General features: G+C 69.4%; 19 protein-coding genes. 9 read left to right on the top strand and 10 right to left on the bottom strand.

The window, feature by feature from the left end:
- Nucleotides 1–33: 33 nt before the first annotated feature.
- The gene (locus H7F38_RS05905) at nt 34–1,311 is read right to left on the bottom strand and encodes a GGDEF domain-containing protein (RefSeq protein WP_187093265.1); all 1,278 of its coding nucleotides are present in this window, start codon (nt 1,309–1,311) and stop codon (nt 34–36) included.
- A gap of 247 nt (nt 1,312–1,558) precedes the next feature.
- On the bottom strand, nt 1,559–3,211 hold the full coding sequence (locus H7F38_RS05910; protein WP_187093266.1) for a DHA2 family efflux MFS transporter permease subunit: 1,653 nt from the start codon (nt 3,209–3,211) through the stop codon (nt 1,559–1,561).
- Nucleotides 3,212–3,273: 62 nt separating this feature from the next.
- Here H7F38_RS05910 and H7F38_RS05915 point away from each other — a divergent pair, with 62 nt between their 5' ends.
- Nucleotides 3,274–3,744 carry a MarR family winged helix-turn-helix transcriptional regulator gene (locus H7F38_RS05915; protein ID WP_222618482.1) on the top strand — a complete coding sequence of 157 codons (471 nt, stop codon included), beginning with the start codon at nt 3,274–3,276 and terminating at the stop codon, nt 3,742–3,744.
- A 14-nt stretch (nt 3,745–3,758) separates the two neighbouring features.
- Here the strand turns inward: H7F38_RS05915 and H7F38_RS05920 are convergent, their stop codons facing one another.
- On the bottom strand, nt 3,759–5,021 hold the full coding sequence (locus H7F38_RS05920) for an NAD(P)/FAD-dependent oxidoreductase (RefSeq protein ID WP_187093267.1): 1,263 nt from the start codon (nt 5,019–5,021) through the stop codon (nt 3,759–3,761).
- A gap of 231 nt (nt 5,022–5,252) precedes the next feature.
- Here H7F38_RS05920 and H7F38_RS05925 point away from each other — a divergent pair, with 231 nt between their 5' ends.
- Complete coding sequence (locus tag H7F38_RS05925) at nt 5,253–6,575, top strand: peptidoglycan-binding protein (RefSeq protein ID WP_187093268.1); 1,323 nt, start codon at nt 5,253–5,255, stop codon at nt 6,573–6,575.
- Between the two features lie 79 nt (nt 6,576–6,654).
- On the opposite strand, the gene pdxY is transcribed toward H7F38_RS05925, so the two are convergent.
- Nucleotides 6,655–7,569 (bottom strand): pyridoxal kinase, encoded by a 915-nt coding sequence (pdxY, locus tag H7F38_RS05930; RefSeq protein ID WP_187093269.1) that lies wholly within the window; start codon nt 7,567–7,569, stop codon nt 6,655–6,657.
- Nucleotides 7,570–7,769: 200 nt separating this feature from the next.
- Here pdxY and deoC point away from each other — a divergent pair, with 200 nt between their 5' ends.
- The 6 genes from deoC (at nt 7,770) to xylB (ending at nt 15,783) form a co-directional block, all read left to right on the top strand.
- Nucleotides 7,770–8,534, top strand: coding sequence for a deoxyribose-phosphate aldolase (deoC, locus tag H7F38_RS05935; protein WP_255498254.1), 765 nt, complete (start codon nt 7,770–7,772; stop codon nt 8,532–8,534).
- A gap of 919 nt (nt 8,535–9,453) precedes the next feature.
- A complete protein-coding gene (locus H7F38_RS05940) occupies nt 9,454–10,668 on the top strand; it encodes a sugar ABC transporter substrate-binding protein (protein WP_222618483.1) in 1,215 nt (404 codons plus the stop codon).
- Nucleotides 10,669–10,840: 172 nt separating this feature from the next.
- Entirely contained in the window at nt 10,841–11,626 is a 786-nt protein-coding gene (locus H7F38_RS05945) for an ATP-binding cassette domain-containing protein (protein WP_187093270.1), read from the top strand.
- Nucleotides 11,623–12,918, top strand: a complete 1,296-nt coding sequence (locus tag H7F38_RS05950; RefSeq protein WP_187093271.1) for a sugar ABC transporter permease — start codon at nt 11,623–11,625, stop codon at nt 12,916–12,918. The genes H7F38_RS05945 and H7F38_RS05950 overlap by 4 nt, the downstream gene beginning before the upstream one ends.
- Nucleotides 12,919–13,081: 163 nt before the next feature.
- On the top strand, nt 13,082–14,320 hold the full coding sequence (locus H7F38_RS05955) for an ROK family transcriptional regulator (RefSeq protein ID WP_187093272.1): 1,239 nt from the start codon (nt 13,082–13,084) through the stop codon (nt 14,318–14,320).
- An 83-nt stretch (nt 14,321–14,403) separates the two neighbouring features.
- Nucleotides 14,404–15,783, top strand: coding sequence for a xylulokinase (gene xylB, locus H7F38_RS05960; protein ID WP_187093273.1), 1,380 nt, complete (start codon nt 14,404–14,406; stop codon nt 15,781–15,783).
- A gap of 282 nt (nt 15,784–16,065) precedes the next feature.
- Here xylB and H7F38_RS05965 read toward each other — a convergent pair whose 3' ends face one another.
- The 6 genes from H7F38_RS05965 to H7F38_RS05990 all read right to left on the bottom strand — a co-directional run bounded on the left by H7F38_RS05965 (nt 16,066) and on the right by H7F38_RS05990 (nt 24,065).
- On the bottom strand, nt 16,066–18,351 hold the full coding sequence (locus H7F38_RS05965) for a glycosyltransferase family 39 protein (RefSeq protein WP_187093274.1): 2,286 nt from the start codon (nt 18,349–18,351) through the stop codon (nt 16,066–16,068).
- A 128-nt stretch (nt 18,352–18,479) separates the two neighbouring features.
- Nucleotides 18,480–19,625 (bottom strand): galactokinase, encoded by a 1,146-nt coding sequence (galK, locus tag H7F38_RS05970; protein WP_187093275.1) that lies wholly within the window; start codon nt 19,623–19,625, stop codon nt 18,480–18,482.
- Complete coding sequence (gene galE, locus H7F38_RS05975; RefSeq protein ID WP_187093276.1) at nt 19,622–20,593, bottom strand: UDP-glucose 4-epimerase GalE; 972 nt, start codon at nt 20,591–20,593, stop codon at nt 19,622–19,624. Before galE ends, galK begins: the two co-directional genes overlap by 4 nt.
- Before the next feature lie 68 nt (nt 20,594–20,661).
- The gene (gene galT, locus H7F38_RS05980) at nt 20,662–21,807 is read right to left on the bottom strand and encodes a galactose-1-phosphate uridylyltransferase (protein ID WP_187093277.1); all 1,146 of its coding nucleotides are present in this window, start codon (nt 21,805–21,807) and stop codon (nt 20,662–20,664) included.
- Nucleotides 21,804–22,691 carry a DeoR/GlpR family DNA-binding transcription regulator gene (locus H7F38_RS05985; protein WP_187093278.1) on the bottom strand — a complete coding sequence of 296 codons (888 nt, stop codon included), beginning with the start codon at nt 22,689–22,691 and terminating at the stop codon, nt 21,804–21,806. Before H7F38_RS05985 ends, galT begins: the two co-directional genes overlap by 4 nt.
- 258 nt (nt 22,692–22,949) lie before the next feature.
- On the bottom strand, nt 22,950–24,065 hold the full coding sequence (locus tag H7F38_RS05990; protein WP_187093279.1) for an FAD-binding oxidoreductase: 1,116 nt from the start codon (nt 24,063–24,065) through the stop codon (nt 22,950–22,952).
- A gap of 121 nt (nt 24,066–24,186) precedes the next feature.
- Between H7F38_RS05990 and ilvA the strand changes: the two genes are divergently transcribed.
- The gene (gene ilvA, locus H7F38_RS05995) at nt 24,187–25,467 is read left to right on the top strand and encodes a threonine ammonia-lyase IlvA (RefSeq protein ID WP_370531334.1); all 1,281 of its coding nucleotides are present in this window, start codon (nt 24,187–24,189) and stop codon (nt 25,465–25,467) included.
- Nucleotides 25,468–25,530 lie beyond the last annotated feature (63 nt).

The raw sequence follows: 25,530 nt of genomic DNA on the forward strand, positions 1-25,530 counted from the left end.
TCTCTTCTGCCCCGCACAGTCCGGTGCAGGGACTCAGGAGTCGGAGGTGGGGCTCGTTCGCTGGGAAGGGACGAAGGTCTGCCCGCGGCCGGTGTGCTCGCCGGACGTCAGTGAGGTCCAGTCGATCGCCTCCGGCCGCTCGGCCGACCGGATCTGGTTGCGGCCGCCGATCTTGCCGCCGGCCAACGCTGCGTCCGCGCGCCGCAACAGCAGCGTGTGGCCGTAGCCGAGCACCTCGCTGCTGGCCACACCGATGGTGCAGGTGACCGGTCCGGCCGTCGTCCGGTGCCCTTCGAGACTGATGATCTCGTGACTGGTCCCGGCGATGCGCCGGCGGATCCGCTCGGCCAGCACCATCGCCTCGGCCCGGCTGAGTCCGATCGTGGTCACGACGAACTCCTCGCCGCCAAAGCGGCCGACCAGGTCGTCGGGACCCAGTTCCGCCAGGATGTCGGCGGCCACCGCGGCCAGGATCACGTCGCCCGCCAGGTGGCCGTAGGTGTCGTTGACGGCCTTGAAGTGATCGATGTCGATGATCAGCAGGGCCGCCGGCCGCCGGCGGATCGCACTGTCGTTCAGCGCATGACGGGAGAGCTCCTCCCATCGGCCGGCGTTGGGCAGTCCGGTCTTGGCGTCGGTACGGGCCTGGCTGGTGAGCTCGGGCCAGCGCAGCGCGAACACCGCCAGCACCATCGGGGCGACGCCGGCCAGCCCGGCGAGCGGGTGTCCGGACATGGCCACGGTGATCAGACAGCCGGTCAGCGCCGCGCAGGTCTCGATCGCGGCCCAGTGGAAGTCCGCGAAGCTGGTCCGCGCCGGCTCGGGCTGGACCAGGCGGGTCCCCACCACCGCGACGACTGCGGTGACGGCCAGGACCAGGGGCATCCCGAGCAGCACCGCGGCCCGGGGGGTGTTCGTCGTCAGGACGGCCAGGTAGATGAGCCCGCAGCCGACCAGATTGTTCGTCGCGACCAGCAATCGCAGGCGCATGGGTAGGCCGGTCGCGGACAGCGTCACGGCGAGCGACAGCCCGATCAGAATCGAGAAGACCTGTGGCGGGGCCAGCAGAACGGCCGGAACCAGCCAGACGGTGTGCACATTCCAGGGTTGGGCGGCCGTCCGGACGGGGGTCCCGGACTGGTGTCCGGCGACGATGCCGGCCACGGCCACGGCGCTCAGCACCGCGAGCACCCGCCACCGGTCGGCGATCCCGGGGGTTGCGCAGAGCGCGACGGCGAGAGCGATCGGGAGCGCGGCGACGAGGTAGGGCAGGACGATGCGCCTGGCGGCGGAAGCCGAACCTGGCCGCACGATGACCTGCTCTCGCTGATGCCGACGATCGCGGATGGAGTGATATCAGTGTGGCCAGAATTGACTCTCCGCAGCAATCGAATGGGAGGTAGCCAACCATTTCGGGGACAGCTGTTCATCACTTCGGGTGAAATGGGCGCAGTGGAACCGTATTCCCATCACCAGACGTGATCACTCCGCGGTGGGCGGGTGCAACCGCGTGACGGCGCCGCTGCCGTCGTTGGGCCGTTTGCGGTACCTGAACGCATCAGGAGGCAGTCGACGGTGGGGAGGATGACGGCGCGAGCGGTCCGGTCGGCCGCCGGGTGGGCAGTCGGCGGGCCAGCAACCAGGCTCCGGCGATCGGGAGGGCCGCGGCCAGCGCGGCGATCCGCACCCCGAGGGCCAGCGAGGACTCCGTCGCCTGACGGACCCCGGCCACGCTGCCAGGGGGGAGGGACGCCAGCAGTCTCGCCGAATCGGCCGGGCTGGCCGCGATCGTCGAGGCCAACATGCTGCGAGCCGCGGCCGGGAGCTCCGGCACCGTGGTCGCGAGGTGCCCGGCGAGGGTGGCGCCGAGCACGCCGGACAGGATCGCCGTCAGGGCAGCGACGCCGACGGCGGAGCCCAGCTGCCGCGCGGTGCTGGACAGGCCACTGGCCTGCCCGGTGCGCCCGAACGGGATCTCCAGCAGGGTCGCGCCGGTGAGCTGGCTGATCGCGAACCCCACCCCGGTGCCGTAGACGAGCAGGGGCAGGGCCATCCAGAGCACCGACGCACCCGGGGAGAGGGCGATGCTCAGCAGCAACAGGCCGAGCACCTCGAGCCCGAGTCCCAGCAGGACCCAGGTGCGTGCCGGCACCCCCTTGCGGCCGGCCGTCAGGGGCGCGGAGATGAACGAACCGAGCGCGGTCGGCAGCACCACCAGCTGAGCGTGCAGGGGCGAGAGTCCCCGGCCGACCTGCAGGTACAGCGGCAGCAGGAACAGGATGCCGAACTCACCCAGCGCCACCACCATGATGGCCAGGCTGCCGCTGGCGAACGAGGGAATCCCGAACAGCGACAGGTCGACCAGGGTGGACCGCCCTGCCTGTCCGCGGCGGCGTTCGACCTGCACGAAGACGGCCAGCAGCAGCACACCCAGCACCAGCGTGGTGAACCCGAGGCTGATCGGCGCCGCACTGCTCCACGTCAGGAAACCGACCGAGATCTGCTGGACGGGGGCGAACCAGCCGCCGCGCGGGGCCTCGACCAGCCCGAAGATCAGACCGGCCAGCCCCAGCAGCAGGAGCAGCTGCCCGAGGGGATCGGCGCCCTGTCCGGAGGGTCGGCCCCCTCCCGAGGGTTGGCCCGGGATGGACGGGATGGTCCGGAGCACGCCCGCGATGACGATCGCACCCAGCGGCAGGTTGATGAGGAATGCCGCCTGCCAACCGAAGTCGTCGACCAGAGCGGAACCGAGCAGGGGGCCGAGCGCGGCCGCACTGCCGATCGTCGCGCCGTAGACGGCGAAGGCCGTCATCAGCGCCGGTCCTCGGTAGAGGGACTGGAGCATGCCCTGGACGGTGGGCAGCAACGCGGCCGCGGCCGCCCCCTGGGCCAGCCGGCCGATGATCAGGACGCTTCCGTTCGGGGCGAGGGCGCAGACCAGACTGGTGGCGGCGAACGCGACGACGCCGATCAGCAGCATCCGGCGCTGGCCGAGCCGGTCGGCGACGCGGCCGAAGCTGATCAGCAACGACGCGAGGGTCAGCCCGTACCCGGACACCACCCACTCGCCGGCCGACAGCGACAGGCCGATGTCCGCGCTGATCGACGGGAGGGCGACGTTGACGATCGTCGCGTCGATGATCGCCAGGGCGGTCGCCATGCCGAGGAACACCAGCGCAAAACGCGAGGTGGGTTTGTCGATGGTCGTCATCTGCGCTCCTTAGTTTCACTGGTGACTAGATAATCTAGCGACACGACCGATAGCATTGCACCGTGTCCACACCTGCGCAACCCTCCCGCTGGGGTTCTGAGCCGGCCTGGGCACTGAGGCAGGTCCAGCAGGCCTCGGCCGAGGCGAATCAGGAGTTGGCCCGCCGCCTCGGGGTGGGGCTCACCGACGTGGCGGCGCTGGGGCATCTGGTGGCCGCCGACCCACCACTCGGGCCCGTCGAGTTGGGGAACCGGCTCGGCATCCGCAGTGCGAGTGCGACGACGCTGGTCGATCGTCTGGAGGAATCCGGGCATGTGCGGCGGTCCGCCCACCCGCAGGACCGGCGCCGGGTCGCGCTGGTCGTCAGCGAGGAATCAGTCCAGCGGACGCGCGAGGCCCTGGCCCCCCTGCTGGCCGATATCGACGCTGCCGCAGCACGTCTGACGCCGGCGGAGGCCGCTGCAGTCAGTCGCTTCCTGCTCGAGGCCGCTGGTGCGATGCATCGGTACGCCCGAGGGGATCCGCGGGCCTGATCACGTCCCGCGCGTCAGGTCCCGTGCCTGAAGGCGGCGCTCACCGCGTTGGCCGCGCGTCGTCCGGACACGAGAGCGCCCTGGATGGAAGCGGTGTCGCGGTGGTCGCCGGCGACGAACAGACCATTGCCCAGTGCCAACGGCTGCCGGTGCACCAGCGGCGGCCGTTGGTGGGGCAGCGCCTCGGTGATGTCGTGTCGCACCAGCAACTCCCAGTCGCCCGTGGCGACCCCGTAGATCCGGTGCAGATGTTCGCGGACGTGCTTCTCGTCGACGTCGTTCGGCCACAGGATGGTGGCCTGCACCAGATGTCGGCCCTCGGGGGCATAGCTGGGTGCGGCGTGGGACATGACGGCCGTGTTGACGACCGGCCCGGCTCCGGGACCTCGGCCGTCCACCAGCAGCAGGTTGAGCTCGGTCGGTGCCGTACGGACCGAGAACCAGTACGTCGTCAAGCCTTTCATCCTCGGTGAGACGATCGGAAGGAGTCCGGAGGCCGCCGACGGGTCGGTCGCGATCACCACCGCACGTGCGCTGGTCTCACCCTGGTCCGTGCGCACCACGGGTCCCTGCACGCCCTCGCGGAGCCCGATGGCGCGGACCCCGAGACGGGGTGGCGCCTGCAGGCCGGCGGCCAGCTGTTCCGGCAGGGCCGTCATGCCACCGGCCGGTACGCCGGGGCTTCCGAGCAGGAAGCTCCGCAGGAGCAGCCGGGTGAAGTTGGCGGAGGTCACCCCGGTGGAATCGGCCAGCACGCCCGTCAGGAAGGGATCGAGGATCTCGCGCCGCAGCCGGCCGGTGACCATGGCCGCGTCCAGCGACTCGGCCAGCGTGGTGTCGTCCGCTTCGACCAGCCGCCGCACGCTGCCCAGTGCCGGGGCTGCCCAGCGGGCCAGCCGCGCCAACTCCAGCGGGTTCAGATACCCGCTGGAAAGCGTCCTGCCCAGGAACCGGGGCGCGCGGAGCGGGTCCGCAACCACCCGGAGACCGTCCGGCCCGGACACGGCGACCCCCGCGTCGAAGGTGCGCAGGTCCAGGGCCTTCAGGTCGACATATCGCCTGACGGCCGGGTAGGCCGGGTTCAGCAGCTGGAATCCTCGATCGCACCGGTGGCCGTCGATCACATCGGTGCGGACCCGGCCGCCGACGGCGTCGGACGCCTCGATCAGATCGACCCCGAAACCGCGGCTCTCCAGCGTGCTCGCGCACAGCAGACCCGCCAGGCCGGCACCGATGACGACGACGTCACTCCTGCTCCCCGCACCATTTTCCGGCATGCCCACATGGTGGCATGCAGCCCTTCCGGTGGTGGTTTTGTGCCGTTCCCGGTGCCGGCCGCCGGTTTCTGCAGAACCACCCATCTGCGAGCACAGGGGTCTCCAGCTGGGAAAACAGACCATACCAACCTGGGTTGGCCCGCCGGTCGACCCGGATCTGACCGAGATCACGCATGCACCCCGGCAGAATGAGCCCTGACGATCAGGGGCCAGGGCAGGAGGTATCGCGGAATGAGCGAGGCACACGACGGGCGTCCGTGCCCGGCCTGCGGACGGTTCGTGAACACCCAGTACTGCCCGCACTGCGGCGCCAAGGTCATCTTCACCGGTCCTCTGGCGCTCCCGTTCGAGGACGCCCCGACCATCCCGTCGTTACCGGTCGTCGCGCGGGCCGAGGGTCCGGCTGCCGCCACGCCCGAGATGTTCCCGACCGAGATGGTCCCGACGGCCGGAGGAATCGGGGCGGCCGGGCAACCACAGGCGTGGTCCCAGGCGCCCGACCCCTCCGCCGGACCGCAGACCGGGCTCTTCCCCGGCTGGACCGGGATGTATCCGGCGGTCGCCGGCGAGGGTGGGGTCGGCGCACTCGCGCCTCGTCGGGAGCGCCGCCGGAAGGCGATCTATGCCGTGCTGGGCATCGCCGCGGTGACGATGGTGGTGCTGGTGGCAGCGCTGCTGATCACTCCACACCTGGGGAAATCCGGCAATACCGCCGAGAAGGACGGGCAGCCCGTCGCGGTGAGCACGGCCGGCCAGAGCCCGGCCACTTCGGCCTCCAGCTCACCGGTGGGCAGTGCGGCGTCCTCGGCGCCGGTGATCCCGGTCGTGACGCCGCCGGCCAAGACGACGGTCACCGTGACGGCCGGGTCGGCCGTCGGTGCACCGAAGACGACGGCTGCGCCCAGGACGACGGCTGCGCCCAGGACGACGGCTGCGCCCAGGACGACGGCTGCGCCGAAGACGACACCGAAACCCACGCCCGCCGCGAATCCCCTCGGCGTGCCGCAGCAGGAGATCGCCTGCAGCTCTGGATTTGTCGTCCAGTTGGCGTCAGAACTCGACGCCGCGGCGTTCGCGGCCCACGTGGCCAGGCTGAAGGCGGCCGGGCAGCTCCCGGCCGGATCGCTGGCCGCGGACTCGACGAAGTCCTGCCAGATCTTCACGAGCCAGTCCAACACGCTGGTGCTCTACGCGGGCCCGTACGCCGGGCCGTACGACGGCTGTCCCGCGCGCCTGGCCGGCCCCGCGGACGCGTTCATCAAGGGCGGCAACCCCGGGAGCGCGCAGCAGTACATCTCGTGCCTGTGCCCGGTGGCAGTGGGACGCGTGCCGCAGTACTCGCAGGTGGGGCAGCAGGGGGTGTGGATCGGCGAGGCGCAGCGTGTGCTGGGCAACAAGCTGAACATCAGCGTCGCCGACCTGTCGAACCAGTGGGGGATCTTCACCCCGGGCACCAAGGCCGCCGTCCAGCAGTTCCAGAAGACGGTCAACCTCCCCGCCGACGGCAATCTCGACCACCGCACCTGGAAGGCCCTGCAGTCCGCTGGATGCTGACGCGCCGGGCGGCCGTGTGGGTGTCCGTAGTGTGTGGGTGTCCGTAGGGGGTGTGGGGCGGGGCGTCGGCGGGGCCCGTTCAGTCCAGTCGGAAGACGGGGAATTCGCAGGCGGGGTGGGCGATCTCGTCCTGGGCCTGGATGAGCTGGATCTCCCTGGCGCCGACCTCGGCGGTGCGGCGCAGGATCGCGTAGACGGACGACGCGACCCTGGCCAGGGCGGTCTGGATGCCGGACCGCAGGTGCGCCAGGAACAGTGCGGCCGTGACGTCGCCGGCGCCGTTGACCGAGATCGGAAGCCGCGGCGTGCGAACGAGGAAGGCGCCGGTGGGATCGACCGCCAGCATGGCGATCTCGCCCAACCCGGCTGCAGTGTCCGGTCCAGCTGGGGTGTCCGGCCCGGCTGCGGTGTCCGGCCCGGGCCCTCCCACCGCTCCATTCACCGAGGTGACCAACACGGTGGACGGCCCCATCGCTCGCACCCGTTGCACGGCAGCCAGAAGCCCGGGCAGGTCAGCGATCTCGTCGAGCGTCACGCCGGCCAGGTAGGCAAGCTCGAAGACGTTGGGGGTGACCACATCTGCGACGGGGACGACGCGGTCGCGGATCAGTTCCGGTACCCCGGGCAGGACGAACATCCCGCGGTCGACGTCGCCCATCACCGGGTCGCAGCAGTAGACGACGTCCCGATTTAGCCTGCGAATCCGCGCCACCGTGTCCAGCACCACCTCGGCGACGCCGGGTGAGCCCTGGTACCCGGTCAGCACCGCATCCACCGTTCCGAGCAGGCCGAGGTCGTCGATGCCTTTGATGACGTCGGAGACCACCGCCGAGTCGAGCACCTGTCCGCGCCACGACCCATAGCCGGTGTGGTTGGAGAAGTGGACCGTCAGGACGGGCCAGACGTCGTGCCCGAGTCGTTGCAGCGGGAAGGTCGCGGCGCTGTTGCCGACGTGCCCGTAGGCGACGGAGGACTGGATGGACAGGATGCGCATGGTTGTCCACCCTAGGGACTGCGGAACCTCGATCCCCGCCGTGGCCCGCCGGGACGACGCCCCCGGGGAAGCATGAGACGATGGTCACGGGTCATTCGGTCTGCCGTTCCGGACCGGGTACGGGGGCACCTGCTAAGCGCGGGGATTCCTGACGAGGCTGTGCCGGCCGGCCCGACCTGATCAGTTCGAAGGAGAACCTCATGGTTGCACCCACCGCTTCGCATGTCTTCGACGAGTTCCTGCGCGACGAGCCGTCACCGGCGCCGCATCCCGCCCTGGTGATGCCTGCGGCCCAGCTCGCCGGTCGGATCCAGCACACCCTGGTCGGACAGGCGATCACCGAACGTGAAGTGCGAGAACACGTCCGGGAGACCCTGGCCAACGGGTTCGATGCGGCCATCGTGCCGGCCTCCTGGGTCTGGGCGGCCAAGGACGAGATGCGCGGTACCGCAGGCCGGGTGGGGTCGTTCATCGACTACCCGCACGGGAACGGCACCACGGCCGGCCGGGTCGCCGAGGCCAAGGCCCTGGTCGATGCCGGGGTCGACGAACTCGACTCCACGGTGAACATCGGGTATCTGCTCTCCAGTCGCTACGAGGAGTTCGCGGCCGACATCAGGGCGGTCGTCGAGGCCGCCTCGCCGATCGGCGTCAAGGTGATGCTCGAGCTACCGCTGCTGAACGCTCGCCAGCGCGAGCGCTGCGTGCAGGCCGCCATCGACGCCGGGGTGGCATTCGTCAAGAACGCGTCGCGGGGGGCGGTCGGGATCGCTGATCCATCGACGATCTCGTACCTGCGCGGCGCAGTGCCGGATTCGGTCGGCGTCAAGGCTGCCGGCGGTATCAAGACCATCGAACAGGTCCGCGCCGTCCTGGTCGCCGGAGCGGATCTGGTCGGCACCTCCTCGGGCGTCCGGATCGTGACGGGCGGGGGCCCGGTCCGAGGCTCGCTGTACTCGTACTGACCGCTTGGGCCGACCGCTCGTACCGACCGCTCGTACCGACCACTCGCACTGACCGCTCGTACTGACCTCAGGGCATTCCCCGGGTTGCGGCGTCGGCGGGGCTGTGTGCATCGACCGGAATGAGATCCGCAAACTGGGCTCCGTTCGTGCAGGTTCTCATTCCGCTCGATGACGATGACGATGACGATGACGATGACGATGACGATGACGATGACGATGACGATGACGATGACGGCGCCGCGATGACGATGACGATGACGGCGCCGCGATGACGATGACGGCGCCGCGATGACGCATGGCTGCGGCGCGTGCGCGACGCGTGACAGGTCCTCCCCGACCGAACCGGTTCAGTGCGTCCTATCGGCGGCCCGGGGGAACTTTATTTGCCTGTCTGTCACCTGATGTCCATTTCGGCGTCATCGCAGGTGCCGGGGCAAGTTGGTCGGCCAATGTTTCCGAATCGTAACCAATTCGGATGGGCAGTGACCTAAAGGTGACCTCCGGAGCGCTTGACAAGGGGTGATCAGGGTCCATAAATTGTTGGACGGCTGACCTTGCTCGTGGCGTACGTCACGGTATGGTCCCCGACACCTCGGCGTTTCCGCCCGGGTGGCCGAAAAGCGAAGGACACCGATGTCTGAGTGGTTTGAAGATCTGCGCCGTTGGTCCGGCACCTGTGCCGCCCGTTGGTCGGGCGCTGATCATGACCCCTGCTCCAGGCCCCACGTGTCCATGGCCCCATCGGCATCGGTGCATCACCCGGCGGCACGCACATACGCCCGCCGGGCCTGAGAGAGTTTCCGCCGCCGTTCTTCCGGCACCAGCAATTCCGTCCCACAGTCCCGGTCGCCCTCGGCCGTCGACTGAGTCCACGCTTCAGGTCGCCTGGCCTGCGGTGCTCCAAAAGAGAGGAAAGTACATGCGGCTCAAGACATCCGCTGCTCTCGGCCTGATGATGGTCGGGACGCTCGTGGTTGCAGCATGTGGTAGTTCCAGTTCCACCGCCACCTCCGCCAGTTCGGCCGGCTCGGCCAGCTCCGCCAGTTCCGCCGCCAGTTCCGCCGCCAGTTCCGCGGCCGTCGCCCCCGCATCGGGCTCCTCCTCTGCCCAGACGTCGGGTGCCGCCTCGTCCGCGATGGCGCCGACCAGCGCGAGCGGGCCCGTCAAGGGCAAGGTCGGCATCATCCTTCCCGACACGAAGTCTTCCGCTCGTTGGGCCTCTTTCGACGCTCCGCTGCTCAAGAAGGCGTTCGACTCCGCCGGTATCGCCTCGGACATCCAGAACGCCCAGGGCAGTGCCACCCAGATGGCGACCATCGCCGACCAGATGCTGGCCAGCGGCGTGACCGTCCTGGCCATCGTCAACCTGGACAGCGCGTCCGGTGCGGCCATCGAGGCCAAGGCGGCCAAGTCCGGCGTCAAGACCCTCGACTACGACCGTCTGACCCTGGGCGGCAGTGCCTCCGCCTACGTCTCCTTCGACAACACCAAGGTCGGCGAGCTGCAGGGCCAGGGCCTGGCGACCTGCATGGGCGCCGGCGCCAAGAACATCATCTACTTGAACGGTTCGCCGACGGACAACAACGCGACCCTGTTCTCGGCCGGCGCGCACTCCGTGCTGGACAAGATCACCAGCTACAAGAAGGTCGGCGAGCAGGCGGTCAAGGACTGGGACAACCAGGTGGCCGCCACCGATTTCGAGCAGCTGTTCACCGCCGCCGGCGGTAAGGTCGACGGCGTTCTCGCCGCCAACGACGGTCTCGGCAACGCCGCGATCTCCATCCTGAAGAAGAACAAGCTGACCATCCCGGTCACCGGTCAGGATGCCACCGCCCAGGGCCTGCAGAACATCCTGGACGGCACCCAGTGCATGACGGTCTACAAGGCCGTCGACAAGGAAGCGGCCGGACTCGCCTCCGCCGCCGTCGCGCTGGCCAAGGGCGGAACCCCGGCCACCACCGGCACCGTCACCGACAGCACCACCAAGAAGGTCATCCCGGCCGTGCTGCTGGCGCCGGAAGCCATCACCAAGACCAACATCAAGACCGTCCTCGCGGGTGGCCTCGTGACCTACAAGGATCTGTGCACGGCGGCCTACGTGGCCAAGTGCGCTGCTGCTGGAATCACCTCCTGATCGCAGTGATCTGAACCGACCGGGCGGTGGCGCAGAGATTCTGTGTCACCGCCCGGTTCTGCGTCGGGGGCGACCACTCCCGGGCAGAGCAACCTCCAGCAGATGCTCCGCCGCCAGACTCTGCGAGACCACTTCGAACGACAGATCAACCGAGACCAGAGACGAGATGCCGATGACCCAGACGCAGACGCCCATCCTCGACCTGCGGGGGGTGAACAAGAGTTTCGGCGCCGTCCAGGTTCTGCACGATGTCAACCTGTCGCTGTACCGCGGCCAGGTGACCGCGCTGGTCGGGGACAACGGTGCCGGGAAGTCGACGCTGGTCAAATGCGTCGCCGGGATCAACTCGATCGACTCTGGCCAGTACCTGTTCGAGGGCAACGAAGTCAGCGTCAGCGGCCCGCGTGACGCCGCCGCGCTCGGCATCGAGATCGTCTACCAAGATCTCGCGCTCTGCGACAACTTGGACATCGTGCAGAACATGTTCCTCGGCCGCGAACCCAAGTCCGGCCTCGTCCTGGACGAGGCGACCATGGAGAAGCGGGCCAAGGAAACCCTCGCGTCCCTGTCGGTACGGACCATTTCCTCTGTCCGCCAACTGGTGTCCAGTCTCTCCGGCGGGCAACGGCAGTCGGTGGCCATCGCCAAGTCGGTCCTGTGGAACTCCAAGGTGGTCATGCTCGACGAGCCGACCGCAGCCCTGGGCGTCGCCCAGACCCGCCAGGTGCTCGATCTGGTCAGGCGGCTGGCCGACAACGGTCTGGCCGTCATGCTCATCAGCCACAACATGAATGACGTCAAAGAGGTCGCCGACCGCATCACCCCGCTGTATCTGGGCCGGGTTGCTGCCGATGTCGCGGCCAAGGACGTCACCACCGGTCAGATCATCGAACTGATCACCACCGGGCGGACCGGCGACATCGGTCTGCCCCGCGCGGTGGCGGAGGTCTCGGCATGACAACTCCCAAGTTGAGCAAGGGTCCGAAGTCGGATGACGAAGCGAGTCTCGAGGCGAGGACGTCGTTCTCGGGCGACAACGCCGGGCCGACGAACCTGAGCGGGTACTTCCACGCCTACGTCGACAAGGTGCGCGGCGGTGACGTCGGCGCGTTGCCGGCCGCCCTGGGTCTCGTCGTCCTCATCGCCGTCTTCTGGGCCGCCAAGCCCACCGACTTCATGACGGTCTACAACCTGGGCAACCTGCTGCAGCAGAGCGGCTCGATCTGCGTGCTGGCCATGGGCATCGGGTTCGTCCTGCTGCTGGGCCACATCGACCTGTCGGCCGGAGTGATCGGCGGTGTGGCCGCGGGTGTGATGGCGCAGTTGTTGGTGCTGCACAGCTGGTCCTGGTACTGGGCGGTCCTGGCCGCCCTGGTCGTCGGCGTGCTGATGGGTCTGCTCACGGGGTGGCTCGTCACCGTCGTCGGCATCCCCAGCTTCGTGGTGACGCTGGCCTTCTTCCTCGCGTGGCAGGGCCTGCTGCTGGTGGTGATGGGCCAGAGCGGAACCGTCTCCGTCGGAGATTCGGTCATCGTCGCCATCGACGGCGGCAACATGCCGGTGACGGTCGGCTGGATCGTGGTGATCCTGTCCATCGTGGCCTATGCGGGCATCAACCTGATCGTCTGGCAGCGCCGGACGGCGCATCACCTGATCACCACACCGCTCGTCGTGGTCGTCATCCGCATCGTGGTGATCGCCGTCGTCCTGGTGGCCGCCACCATCGCCCTGTCGACCAATCGCGGCCTCAACAACGCCGATCTCGCCGGGATCCCGTGGATCGCGCCGATCGTCGGTGTGTTGCTGGTGGTGCTGACCTTCGTCCAGCACCGGACCGCCTTCGGGCGCTACGTCTACGCGGTCGGCGGCAACGCGGAAGCGGCTCGCCGGGCCGGTATCCGGGTCGGTCGGATCACCATCTACTGCTTCGTGCTCAGCTCGGCGATGGCCGCGTTCTCGGGCATCATCGACAGCTCGCGCATCGGGTCGGTGTCGTCCAGTTCCGGTGGCGGCAACGTGCTGTTGTTCGCGGTCGCGGCGGCCGTCATCGGCGGCACCTCGCTGTTCGGTGGCAAGGGCAAGGCCAAGGACGCGATCCTCGGCGGTCTGGTGATCGGCATCATCAACAACGGTCTCGGGCTGCTCGGTGTCGAGACGAAGATCAACTACATCATCACCGGCATCGTGCTGCTGCTCGCAGCCAGCGTCGACGCCCTGTCGCGCCGCCGGCGGGCCGGGTCCGCCCGCTAGCGCCGGGGTTCCGACCTCGTCGTCGACGACAACAGTGGCCCGGCGGCCTTGCTGCCGGGCCACTGTCACCTGTACCGAAACCTGACGCACGTCCGAATCTGACGGGCGTGCCGCAGACCTGACGAACGTCCCGCGACCTGACGCACCCCGAACGGAGGCCGACATGCGCACCATCTCGGCCACCGGCGACGCCGGTTCGCCTGCCGATCAGGCGACCGTCCGCCGGCTCAACCTCGGTCTGCTGATGCGCAGTCTGGCCGCCGGCGGGCCCCGGTCCAGGGCCAGGCTCGCCGAGGACACCGGGCTGAACAAAGCCACCGTGTCCAGCCTGGTCACCGAACTGGTCGACCGCGGACTGGTCATCGAGGGCATCATCCAGCGCCACGGCGTCGGGCGACCCGGACGGACCATCGAGGTCAACACCGGCGTGGTCCGGTGCATCGGGCTGGAGCTGAACGTCGACTACCTGGCCGGCGTGATCACCGACCTCACCGGCAGAGTGCTTGCTCGGCACCGGCTCTCGTTGCCCATGCTCGAGCTGGGACCGGCCAGGGCGATGGGCCAGGTCGCCGATCTGGCCGCCAAGCTCGTCACCGACTGCGGCGCAACGCCCGACCAGGTCGAGACGCTGCACCTCTCACTTCCCGGCCTGATCGACATCGACGCGGGAGTGCTGGCATACGGGCCGAACCTGCACTGGCGTCAGGTCGATGTGGTGCACACGCTGATGGGCCGGCTCGGCTGGTCCGGCGCGCGCATCGCGGTCGACAACGACGCCAACCTCGGCGCGATGGCAGAGTACGCCTCCGGTCCGTCCGCCGGATCCTCGAATCTGCTGTACCTGGTCGGTGAGATCGGAGTCGGGGCCGGCATGATCATAGACGGTCGGATCATCCGCGGCGCAACGGGTTTCGCCGGCGAGGTTGGGCACATGCCGATCGGTGACCCGACGGTCCTGTGCGCCTGCGGACGCCGCGGTTGCTGGGAGACCGCCGTCGGGATGAACGCCGTCATCGACGCCGTCTCGATCAAGGGTGACGGCCTGCGCGAGTGCGACATGGCCTCCCGGCTGGCCGAGATCATCCGGCGGGCCGAGGCCGGGGACGCGCGAACCTTGAAGGCGCTCGCCGAGACCGGCCGGGTACTGGGAGTCGGCGCGTCGGTGCTGGCCAACCTGCTCGACCCGGAGGTGATCATCTTCGGTGGCCACTTCGCCGCGCTGCAGCGGTACATCGAGGAGGCGGTGACGGCCGAGATGCGGTCCCGCGTGCTCGGCGGCGCCGTGATGGCCTGCCGGCTCGAGTTCTCCACCCTCGGCTTCGAGGCCCCCGCACTGGGCGCCGCGCATGCCGGGATCGACACCCTGATCAACGACCCGACGCTGGTCGTGGTGTCGGGTTAGCGGTGGCCCGGACCGGGTGGGCGGGGGTCGTACCGGTGCCTGGTGTCCGGAGTGTGAATCGTGACGAGTGAAAGGATGGGCGCGTGAGCGAAACTCTTGTGGCAGGGATCGACTCCTCGACGCAGTCGACCAAGGTGCTGCTGGTGCGGGCGTCGGACGGGGTGGTCGTCGACGAGGCGTCCGCGCCGCACCCGAACGGCACCTCCGTCCATCCTGATGCGTGGTGGGAAGCCCTGCAGCAGGCCGGTTCCAGGTTGCTGGAGCGTGCGTCGGCGATCGGCGTCGGCGGTCAGCAGCACGGCATGGTCGCACTCGACGCGGCCGGCGAGGTGGTCCGTCCGGCGCTGCTCTGGAACGATCTGCGCTCGGCTCCCCAGATCGACACCGTGGTCAGGCATCTCGGTGGCCCGCAGGCCTGCGCCGACGAGATCGGGTCGGTGCCCGCCGCGTCGTTCACCATCACCAAGCTTCGTTGGATGGCCGAGCACGAGCCGGCGAACGCCGAGCGGACCGCGGCGGTGCTGCTCCCGCACGACTGGCTGACCTGGAAACTCTCCGGAAAGTCGGAGATGACGACCGATCACGGGGACGCCTCCGGCACCGGCTACTACTCGCCGGCCCGACGGGATTGGATCCCCTCGCTCGCCGCCTGGGCCCTCGGCCGCGAGACGGCACCGACGCTGCCCCGGCTGGTCGCTCCCGGTGCGGTCGCGAGCCACACTCCGAACGGTGTCCCGCTCTCGGCCGGTACCGGCGACAACATGGCCGCCGCACTGGGTCTGGCGATCGGTCCCGGTGATGTGGTGGTCTCGATCGGAACCTCTGGCACCGCCTTCTGCATCGCCGACTCGGCATGCGCGGACCCGACCGGATCGGTCTCCGGCTTCGCGGATGCCACCGGCCACTACCTGCGGTTGGTCTGCACCATCAACGCATCCCGGATCCTGAGCGTGGTCGGCGGCCTGCTCGGCGTCGATCACCACGAGTTCGCCACGCTGGCGATGGCCGGTGACGTCGGCGCGGGTGGACTGGCCCTGCTGCCCTACCTGGACGGCGAGCGCACCCCGAACCGGCCGTCCGCGACGGGGGTCTTCGCCGGGCTCACCTCCGGTGTCACCAGGGAGAACTTCGCCCGCGCCGCGGTCGAGGCGTTGCTGTGCTCGCTGGCCGACGCGGTCGATGCACTGGACGTCAAGCCGACCAGGGTGTTGATGATCGGCGGCGGCTCGCGCAACCCCGCGGTGCAGCAGTTGGCGCCCGGCGTGTTCGGCCAGTCGGTCCAGGTCCTCGAGCCGGGGGAGTACGTCGCCCTCGGCGCCGCCCGTCAGGCTGCGTGGGCATTGTCCGGCGCGTCGGAGCCGCCCGTCTGGGCCGCGGCCCCGTTCGTCGAACTGACGGGTGAGCCGACGCCCGTCGTCCGGGCGCAGTACGACGCGCTGCGTGACGCCACCGTCAATTGGTGAGCCTCGCGATGGTATGACCGCCGCGGGCCGGTATGACCCCTGCGGGCTGGTATGACCTGAGCCCGCGACGGTACGACCCCCGCAGGCTGGTATGACCTCCGGGGTCGGCGCGGTACGACCCCCGGAGGCTGGTATGACCGCCGCGGGCTGGTACGACCCCCGGGGTCGGCGTATTACGATCGAGCGTCCTACGAGGGGCCGGGCGGTCATACCAGCGGTCGAGCGGTGACCTGGCCAGCGGTCGAGCGGTGACCTGGACAGCCGTCGAGCGGTGACCTGTCGCTAGGCCCCGGACGGCGCACAGGCGTAGAGATTCTGGCCGGTCAGGTGATTCTTGGGTCCCGAGTAGGTCGAGACCGGGACGAGGGTGCAGTGGGCCTGCACCCAGTCGCGCAACTTCAGGACGTGGTAGCCCTCGAATTTGGCATAGCCGCCTCCGTCGACCTTGAGGCCGCCGGCGTTGAAGCTGTCCGCGTTGCTGATGGCGTGCAGCAGCGCGAACCTGAGTGTCCCGTTCGCGACCATGGTGGCCAGCTGGTCGACGGTCGGGGTGTCGATGTACCCGCTGAATCCGCCGAACGGGACGACCGGAAGCCCGCTGATCTCGATGTACGGCTCGGCGGTCCCCCACAGGTCGGTGGCCATCATCGGACCGTCCACTCCGGGATGAGCGCGGACGTAGCGGACGAGGTCGTTCTGGACCCGGTAGAGCGCCGGGTCCGGGTACAGGTGGAAGGGCGGATCGAATCCGTAGGAGTGGTCGGTCGCGTTGTTCGACGCCGAACCCACCACGGCCGCCTGGGGACGCGGACCCGCGTAGGGGTCGCCCTCGCTGACATCCGACTTCGTCATCACGAATCCGGTCCAGACGCTCGGGACCAGGGCGATCGCAACGATCCCGAGCGCGACCGCGACGACAGATCTGCGCTGCGGGGCCACCTGCAGCCCCGGCCGGGGAACGCTGAGCAGCGCTACCGCCGCTACCCCGACCACTGCCACCGCGGGCAGGATCCAGCCCGGAGCCTGCCCGTTGAGCAGCAGCAGCGCGACCGCCCACAAGGTCTGGATCCCGACGAGGGCCGGCAGCACCGAGCGGGCGGCGCGGGAACTCGACGATCGCATCGCGACCGCCTGCGTCAGGCCGCCGGCGGCCAGTAGGGCGACCTGGAGTCCGATCGCGGCCAGATAGGCGGTGTGCGGGATCCGGATGATCGTCAGGAAGGTGGCGGCGGTGGCGAGCCAGATCACCAACGCCAGCACGGTGGCCGCTGCCGGGTCGAGAGGCCCCCGGTGCCCGCGCTCCTCGCGCGGCCCGGCGGGCTCACCGACCCGCCGCCGCCGAAGTCGGAGTCCCCGGAGTCGGATTCGCCGTAGTCGCTCCACCAGAGGCCAGAGACCCAGCAGGATTCCGGCCAGGGCCAGCGGGTAGAACCAGCCGATCTGGGGGAGGAAATAGGTGTCGACGAGTTTGGCCTTGGAACCCTCGGCCACGAACGCCGGATCGACCGCGGGGGCTTTCGGGGCGGCTTTGGGCGCGGCCCCGGCGCTGGGTTCGCCGGCCGGTGCCGGGGTGCTGTCGATGACGAACGCGGCGGGCACGTCCTGGAGCTTGGAGTCCCGGACCTGAGGCGGTGCAGGAGGTACCGGCGGTGCCGCGTCGCCGACGGCCCAGGGGATCAGGTTGGGGATGATCCGGTTGAAACCGTTGTAGCCGAACACCATCGTGTAGCCGTTGTTGTTGGTGCTGCCGTCGATGTAGGGGCGGTCGGCGGCCGGGACCAGCATGATGGCGGTGATCCAGGACAGCGACAGGACCACCGTCAGGCCGATCAGCAGCAGTGACCGCCGGAGGCGCTGCGCCAATGGGTGCGGCGCACCCAGCAGGTAGGCGATGACGACGGCCGGCAGGATGAACCAGGCCTGCATCATCTTGGCCTGGAAGCCGATCGCGATCCAGAGGGCGGTGAAGATCAGCGGCCGCAGCCGTCCGTTGAGCATGCCGGCCTGCCAGCTGAGCAGGGCGAGCGTCAGGCTCATGGTGAGCAGGCAGTCCTCGGAACCGCGCCCGAACATCGCGACCAGCAGGGGTGTGGTGGTGACCGCACCGGCGGCCAGCAGCCCGCAGGCGGGTCCCTTCCAGCGGGCCCCGATCACGTAGGCGGCGACGACGGTGACGACGCCCTCGATCACCTGGGGCAGGTTGATCGACCACGGGTGGAATCCGAACAGTCGCGCCGAGAGGGCCTGTGGGACAAGGAAGCCCGACAGCTTGTCCAGGGTGACGGTGGCCGCCGGGTCGAAGCTGCCGAAGAAGAACGCCCGCCAGCTCTGCGACATGCTGCGGGCCGCGCTGGAGTAGAAGCCCGGGTAGCCGCGATGGCCGAAGTTCCAGCTGGAGATCACAGCGGCCAGGAGGGCGATCGCCGCCACCGCGGCCGGCACCCGCCAGCTACGCCCGCGGAAGGCCGAGGCGCCCAGCCATTCCTCGCCCGGGGCTCGCCCGTACCAGTCGAGAACCCGTCGCCGGACGGTCGGCGCCGACAGAACTGGTTCGACGGCAGTGGACACCGGACACTCTCCTGACCGCAGCCGCGCACCGCCTGGCCGGTGCACCGGTCGGATGCAGATTACGGGCGATCATGTGGGTGCGCTGTGAGCCCGGTCGGCGCACACGTCCAGTCGGTCGCACGGTCCGGTCAGTCGAAGCGGGCGCCTTGCGCGGGGCTGACGGTCCGCAGCACCGGCAGGGTCAGCGCGCGGGCCTGGAAGGCGTCGGTCGCCGCCCGGCCCACCGTCTCGATGGCGTCCAGCGGCACCAGCGCGATGACGGATCCGCCGAAGCCGCCGCCGGTCATCCTGGCTCCGAGCGCGCCGGCCGCCAGCGCCGCTTCGACGGCGACGTCCAGCTCCAGGCACGACACCTCGAAGTCATCTCGCAGCGAGAGGTGGGAGGCCGTCATGTCCGGTCCGATGGCTGACGCGCCCGATCCACGGAGCTCGGCGACCACGTTCTCCACCCGCCGGTTCTCGGTGACGATGTGCCGGACCCGGCGCCGCAGGACGTCATCATCCAGCCTGGCCATGGCCTCGTCGAGATCATCGAACTCGATGTCCCGCAACGAGTTCAGCCCCAGCTGGGCCGCGGCCTGCTCGCAGGAGGCCCTGCGTGCGGCGTATTCACCGTCGGCCAGGGCGTGGTGCGCCCTGGTATCGATCAGCAGGATGGCCAGGCCATCGGCCGACGGGTCGAACGGGATGTTCTCGGTGGTGTCGTGCCCGATGTCGAAGAACAGCACGCTGCCCTCCCGGCAGGTGGCGGACGCCATCTGATCCATCAGGCCGCACGGCATCCCGACGAAGTCGTTCTCGGCCCGCTGGGACAGGCGCGCGATGTCGGCGAGTGGTAGGTCATGCCCGTACAAGGTCGACATCGCCAGTCCCACCGCACATTCCAGCGCAGCAGATGACGAGAGTCCAGCGCCGACCGGAACATTGGAGTCGATGGCCAGGTCGATGCCGCCGAGTGAGTGTCCGGCGTCGACCAGGGCCCAGTAGACCCCGAACACATAGCCGGCCCAGCCGAGATCCTCGCCGCCGGGGAGGATGTCGGCGACCTTGAGGGTGCGGATCTCCTCCGGACGTTGCGCGGAGACGACCCGGACCAGGCCGTCCTCGTTGCGGGCGGCGGCCACATGGGTGCGGGCGTCGATGGCGAAGGGGAGCACCAGGCCGTTGTTGTAGTCGGTGTGCTCGCCGATCAGGTTGACGCGGCCGGGCGCAGAGAATTCAGCGAATTCACCGCTACCGAACGTCGAGGTGAAGAGCTCGGCTGCGGGGCTCATCTGGGCTTGCGCTGCGCGATCGGGGAGTTGCTGAACTCCCAGGCGTCTGCGACCATCCGCCCCAGGTCGAGCCGCGGTTCCCAGCCCAGTCGTTCCTTGGCGCGCGCCGCCGAGGCGACCAGACGCGTCGGGTCCCCGGGACGCCGCGGTCCGGCCACCGTCGGCATCTCGAGCCCGGTGACGCGCTCCACCTCGGCGATCACCTGACGGACGCTGAAACCGTTGCCGTTGCCCAGGTTGCAGATCAGGTGTTCGCCGGTGTGCGCGGCCGTCAGGGCCAGGACGTGGGCCCGCGCGAGGTCCTCGACGTGCACGTAGTCGCGGATCGGCGTGCCGTCCGGGGTCGGCCAGTCGTCACCGTAGATGTTCAGCTTGTCGCGACGGCCGGCGACGGCGTCCAGGGCGATCGGGATCAGGTGGGTCTCGGTGGTGTGCCGCTCGCCCGCGCCGAAAGCTGCTCCGGCCACGTTGAAGTAGCGGAGCGAGACGGAGGCCAGTTCGGTGGCGGCGCACTCGTTGGTGATCATCATGTCGACGGCGAGCTTGGTGGCGCCGTAGGTGCTGGTCGGCCTCGTGGGCGAATCCTCGGTGATCGGGAAGATCTCGGGTTCACCGTAGACGGCGGCGGTGGAGGAGAACACCAGCCGGGGGACGTGGTGCTCGGTGATCGCATCCAGCAGGGCGCGGGAGCCGATGACGTTGGTGTGCCAGTAGATCGACGGTTTCAGCACCGACTCGCCGACCAGCGACTTGGCGGCGAAGTGCAGGACGGCATCGAACCCGGCACCGGCGAGGACCTCCGAGGCCGTCGTGATGTCGGCCTGGATGTGGTGCACCCCTTCGGGAATGGAGTCGGCGTGCCCGGTGGAGCAGTTGTCCAGCACGACCACCTCGTGGTCGTCCTGGAGCAACAGCCGGGTGACCACCGATCCGATGTAGCCGGCCCCGCCGACGACGAGCGTTTTCATCCTCTGACTGCCTTTCGATGGTGCGTGCGGAAGTGAGTGGCCGGACACTGGAGATTGGCGGACAGTGGTCAGTGGCCGGACAGTGGTGAGTTGCCGGACAGCGGTGAGTTGCCGGACCGGGGGGCCGGTGCGATCGCGGCGACCTGCACATCCCGGAGTCGCTGAGCCGCTACTTCCGGGGGGATGTCGTTGACGAAGGCGCCCATCGCCGACTCCGAGCCGGCCAGGTACTTGAGCTTGCCCACCTCCCGACGGATGGTGAAGATCTGCAGGTGCAGCCAGAAGTCCTCGCGCCCTTGGTGAACAGGCGCCTGGTGCCACGCGGAGATGGCGGGCAGGCTGTCGTCGAAGACGCCCTCCATGCGGCGCAGCACCTCGAGGTAGATCGGCGGAAGCGCACGCTTCTGGTCCTCGCCCAGTTCGGTCAGGTCGGCCACCCGCTCCCGGGGGAAGAGTTGCACCTCGATCGGCCAGCGGCCGGCGAACGGGACGAACGCGACCCAGTGCTCGTTGTGCGCGACGATGCGGGATCCATCCGCCAGTTCGGCGTCGATCAGGTCGCCGAACAGGTTGCGGCCGTTCGCCTCCCGATACTCCCCGACCTGCCGCAGCATCGCCGCGGTATGCGGGGTGACGAAGGGGTAGCCGTAGATCTGGCCGTGCGGGTGGGCCAGGGTGACGCCGATTTCCTTGCCGCGGTTCTCGAAGCAGAACACCTGCTCGACCCCCTCCTGCGCGGACAGGTGTGCGGTCCGGTCGATCCACGCGTCGATGACGGTGCCGACCCTGGCCGGGCTCAGGTGCGAGAAGCTCTGGTGGTGGTCCGAGGTGAAGCAGACCACCTCGCAGCGGCCGTTTCCCGGAACGGTGGTGAACAGGCCCGCCGGTTCGGCGGCGGCACCGGCGCCGGCGAACGACGGGAAGCGGTTCTCGAACACCACGACGTCGTAGCCGGCAGAGGGGATCTCGCTGGCGTTGCCGGGTGTCGACGGGCACAGCGGGCACTGGTCGGCCGGCGGGTGGTAGATGCGGGTCTGCCGGTGCCCGGCGATGCCGACCCATTCACCGGTGAGCCGGTCGTACCGCGCCGTCGAGGTCGACTCGACCTTCGGGAGGTCCCGTGGATCGTCCAGAACGCGGACAGCGTCAGGTGTCTCGTCGAAGTAGATGATCTCGCGATCATCGGCCAACCGGGCGGAAGTGCGGTAGGTCATGGGTGGCGGTCCGGATTCCTGTTGGTGTGCGGGTCGAGGCGGGCGGTATCGGATCGAGCTGGGTCGTCATGATCTGGATCGTCGTGGGCCGGATCGTCGTGGGCCGGATCGTCGGACCTGATGATGATGACCTCCCCCACCTGGTCGGCCAGCACGGCGGCGGCGTGCGGGTCGAGGCGGTCGTCGGTGATCAGCGTGCTGACCGCGCGAAGGGGGGCGATCTGGGCGAGACCGACGACGCCCCACTTCGTGTGGTCGGCCACGACGACGAGGCGCCGGGCGGACTCGACCAGCGCGCGGTTGGTCTCGGCCTCCATCAGGTTGGGGGTGGTGAGGCCCGCGTGTTCGTCGAGGCCGTGCACCCCCATGATCACCATGTCCACCCGGAGCGACCGGATCGCCTGCACCGCAATGGGTCCGACGAGTCCGTCGGAGGGGGTCCGCAGACCGCCGGTGAGCACCACCGTCAGGTCGGGGCGTTGCTGGTGGTTGAGCACCTCGGCCACCTTGAGGGAGTTGGTGACGACGGTGAGGTCGGCGACGTTCGCGAGGTGGCGGGCCAGGGTCCAGGTGGTGGTGCCGGCGGTGATCGCGATGGCCATCCCCGGACGGACCAGGGTGGCGGCGCGCTCGGCGATCGCTTCCTTCTCCGGCAGCTCTCGGACGCTCTTGGCCTCGAAGTCGGGCTCGATGGCGGCAGCGGTCTCGACCGCGGTCGCGCCGCCGTGCACCTTGGCCAGAAGTCCCTTGCGGGCCAGGATCTCCAGGTCACGGCGCACCGTCATGTCCGAGACACCCAGGATCGCCGTGAGATCGGACACCCGTACACCGCCGGACCGTCGGACCTCGTCCAGAATACGAGCCTGACGGACTTGGGCGAGCACGAGTTCCCTTCTGGGGCTGGGCGTGGGTCGGCGTGGGCCCTGCGGCTGAGAGGTGGTTCGCAGGGCCTGTTCAGTTCAGTTGGTCTGTGTTGATTCTGAGGTTGCAATCCGACAATGTCAACCATGGCTCTGTTGCCTGTGTGAGTTTCTGTGCGAACTGTGGGAATCCGGGCGGTTGCCGGCTGTCGGATCTACGGTCCCTGTGACTCGGAAAATCCTGCGCAACCCGCGCCCGCCCGGCCCATCCGACCGCTCTCCCTACCGCGCCGGGTCGAAACTCGCCGGAATCTCCGGCGCGGAGGGGTCTCCGAGGATGTGCCGGGCGATGACGGACCCGCAGTAGGGGCCGAGGGTGAGTCCGCTCGGGCCCATGCCGGTGGCCAGGTACAGGCCGTCGACGTCGGGGGCACGACCGAGAAAGGGGCGGCCGTCAGGGCTGGCCGGACGGAACCCGACCCGCGGCCCGATCCACTGCGCGTCCCTCAGCGAAGGGACCAGCGACATCCCCTCGGCGAGCACCTGCGCCATCCCGCCGGCCGTCGGCTGACCGTCGGTGACGGTATCGAAGTCGGCGCCCGCCTCCCTGGTGGCACCGATCACCACGACATCGCCCGGGAACGTCAGCAGGTAGTGCCCGGCGCAGGTGTCCAGGATCGGAAGGTCCGACAGCCCCGGCATCCGCAGGTGCAGCAGTTGTCCGCGGTGAGGGAGCACCGGGGCCCGCGCGGTCAACGCTCCCGCCCAGGCTCCGGCGGCGACCAGTACCGCGTCGGCCTCGATCAGGCCGTGTTGCGTCCGCACCCCGATGACGGCGCCGCCCTCGGTCACCAGTTCGGCGGTCCCGACAACCCGCTTGGCCCCGGCGGTCTCGGCCAGCTGCCGCAGCGCGTCCCGCATCGCGGCGCCGTCGACGCGCGCGATCTCCGGCCTCATCAGGCCGCCGTGATTGGCCCCGATCGCCGGGTATCGATCCCGGATCTGCTGACTGGTCAGCAACTCCGGCTGCCCGACGGCACGGGTCCCGAACCGGTCGACCAGTTCGATCGACCGCTCGTACTCGGCGTGGAGCTGCGCGACGTCGTCGTCGGTCAGCGCTAGGGTCAGCTGCCCGGCCCGACCGTACGAGACCTCCAGACCGCGCGCCGAGCAGAGCAGGTCGAGTTCGAGGTAGTGGCGGGCGGCGTCGATCCGGAAGCGCGCCGTCTCGAGGTCCGAGGGCTTCGAGCTGACGGCCGCGATGATGCCGGCCCCCGCTGCGGTCGCGCCGCCCGGCCGGTGGTCGTCGACGACCGTGACGCCGGCGCCCCCGACGGCCAGCCGATGCGCCGCGCTCGCCCCGACGATGCCCGCCCCGATCACCACCACCTCTTTCATGGGGCTGACCTTTTCATGCGCCCGCGGACGTCCGACCGCCCGGAGTCACCCACACCGGTCGACAGGAGACAGCCGACCACAGGAGACAGTCGACCGACAGGAGAGAATAGAGCACGTGTCCATCTCCGATCAGGTCGTCCCCGGTACCGCGGAATTCGCCGACGGCTTGAGCGCCGCTGATGTGGATCGCGCGGCCCAGCGGATTGCCGGCGTCATCACCCGGACCCCGCTCGAGCGCTGCGAACGGTTGTCGCAGGCCACCGGTACGCAGGTCTACCTCAAGCGGGAGGACCTGCAGGTGGTCCGCTCGTACAAGCTGCGCGGCGCCTACAACCTGATGTCGCAGCTCACCGTCGACGAGCGTGCGGCCGGTGTGGTGTGTGCCAGTGCCGGCAACCACGCGCAGGGGGTGGCGTTCGCGTGCCGGTCGCTGGGAGTCAGTGGCACCATCTATCTGCCGCGCACCACTCCGCGGCAGAAGCGTGACCGGATCCGGGTGCACGGCGGCGACCAGGTCGAGTTGATCCTGGTCGGAGACACTTTTGACGACGCGGCCGAGGCGGCCCGGGTGCACGCCCGGGACACCGGCGCCGTCATGGTGCCGCCGTTCGACGACGCGCGGACGGTGGCCGGTCAGGGCACGATTGCGGCGGAGATCATTGCCGAGCTGGGCCGGGAGCCCGATGTGATCGTGGTGCCGGTCGGCGGAGGGGGTCTGGTCGCCGGCCTGACGGTGTATCTGCGGGAGCGCGCTCCGGGTGTGCGGATCGAGGCGGTGGAGCCGGTAGGCGCGGCGTCGTTGACGGCAGCGCTGCGGGCCGGCGAGCCGGTGCGGCTGGCGACGCTGGATCCGTTCGTCGACGGGGCTGCGGTGCGGCGGATCGGTGACGTGCCCTTTTCGGTGGTGTCCGGGAGCGGCGTCTCGGTGACGAGTGTGGATCCCGGTGCGATCTGTACGGAGATGCTGTCGCTCTATCAGAACGAGGGCATCATCTCCGAGCCGGCTGGTGCGCTGTCGGTGGCGGCCTTGCCGTTGCTGGAGCTGACGCCGGGGTCGACGGTCGTGTGCCTGATCTCCGGCAGCAACAACGACGTGTCCCGGTACGGGGAGATCGTGGAGCGGTCGCTGGTGCATTCCGGGTTGAAGCACTACTTCCTGGTCGACTTCCCGCAGGAGCCGGGCGCACTGCGCCGGTTCCTGGACGAGGTGCTCGGCCCGGATGACGACATCACGCTGTTCGAGTACGTGAAGCGCAACAACCGGGAGACCGGTCCGGCGCTGGTCGGGATCGAGCTCGGGTCGGCGGAGGGGCTCGTTGGGCTGCTGGAGCGCATGGCGGGGACGCCGATGGAGTCCGAGCGCATCGAACCCGGGAGTGCGGCGTACCGGTTCCTGATGTAGGGGGCGGACGCGGGTGAGCTCGAGCATTCGACCGTCGTTGGTCGTCCCGGGAGCGGCCTGGCA

It is taken from the genome of Nakamurella sp. PAMC28650 (genome assembly GCF_014303395.1).
In the GTDB taxonomy this organism is placed as follows: Bacteria; Actinomycetota; Actinomycetes; order Mycobacteriales; family Nakamurellaceae; genus Nakamurella.

What these genes read in the sequence shown, in the direction of transcription:
- H7F38_RS05990 (WP_187093279.1), bottom strand. Translation starts at nt 24,065, where the DNA reads ATGAAAGAGGTGGTGGTGATCGGGGCGGGCATCGTCGGGGCGAGCGCG.
- pdxY (WP_187093269.1), bottom strand. Translation starts at nt 7,569, where the DNA reads ATGCGCATCCTGTCCATCCAGTCCTCCGTCGCCTACGGGCACGTCGGC.
- H7F38_RS05910 (WP_187093266.1), bottom strand. Translation starts at nt 3,211, where the DNA reads ATGACGACCATCGACAAACCCACCTCGCGTTTTGCGCTGGTGTTCCTC.
- galE (WP_187093276.1), bottom strand. Translation starts at nt 20,593, where the DNA reads ATGAAAACGCTCGTCGTCGGCGGGGCCGGCTACATCGGATCGGTGGTC.
- galK (WP_187093275.1), bottom strand. Translation starts at nt 19,625, where the DNA reads ATGAGCCCCGCAGCCGAGCTCTTCACCTCGACGTTCGGTAGCGGTGAA.
- H7F38_RS05920 (WP_187093267.1), bottom strand. Translation starts at nt 5,021, where the DNA reads ATGCCGGAAAATGGTGCGGGGAGCAGGAGTGACGTCGTCGTCATCGGT.
- galT (WP_187093277.1), bottom strand. Translation starts at nt 21,807, where the DNA reads ATGACCTACCGCACTTCCGCCCGGTTGGCCGATGATCGCGAGATCATC.
- H7F38_RS05955 (WP_187093272.1), top strand. Translation starts at nt 13,082, where the DNA reads ATGCGCACCATCTCGGCCACCGGCGACGCCGGTTCGCCTGCCGATCAG.
- H7F38_RS05950 (WP_187093271.1), top strand. Translation starts at nt 11,623, where the DNA reads ATGACAACTCCCAAGTTGAGCAAGGGTCCGAAGTCGGATGACGAAGCG.
- H7F38_RS05945 (WP_187093270.1), top strand. Translation starts at nt 10,841, where the DNA reads ATGACCCAGACGCAGACGCCCATCCTCGACCTGCGGGGGGTGAACAAG.
- H7F38_RS05940 (WP_222618483.1), top strand. Translation starts at nt 9,454, where the DNA reads ATGCGGCTCAAGACATCCGCTGCTCTCGGCCTGATGATGGTCGGGACG.
- H7F38_RS05925 (WP_187093268.1), top strand. Translation starts at nt 5,253, where the DNA reads ATGAGCGAGGCACACGACGGGCGTCCGTGCCCGGCCTGCGGACGGTTC.
- deoC (WP_255498254.1), top strand. Translation starts at nt 7,770, where the DNA reads ATGGTTGCACCCACCGCTTCGCATGTCTTCGACGAGTTCCTGCGCGAC.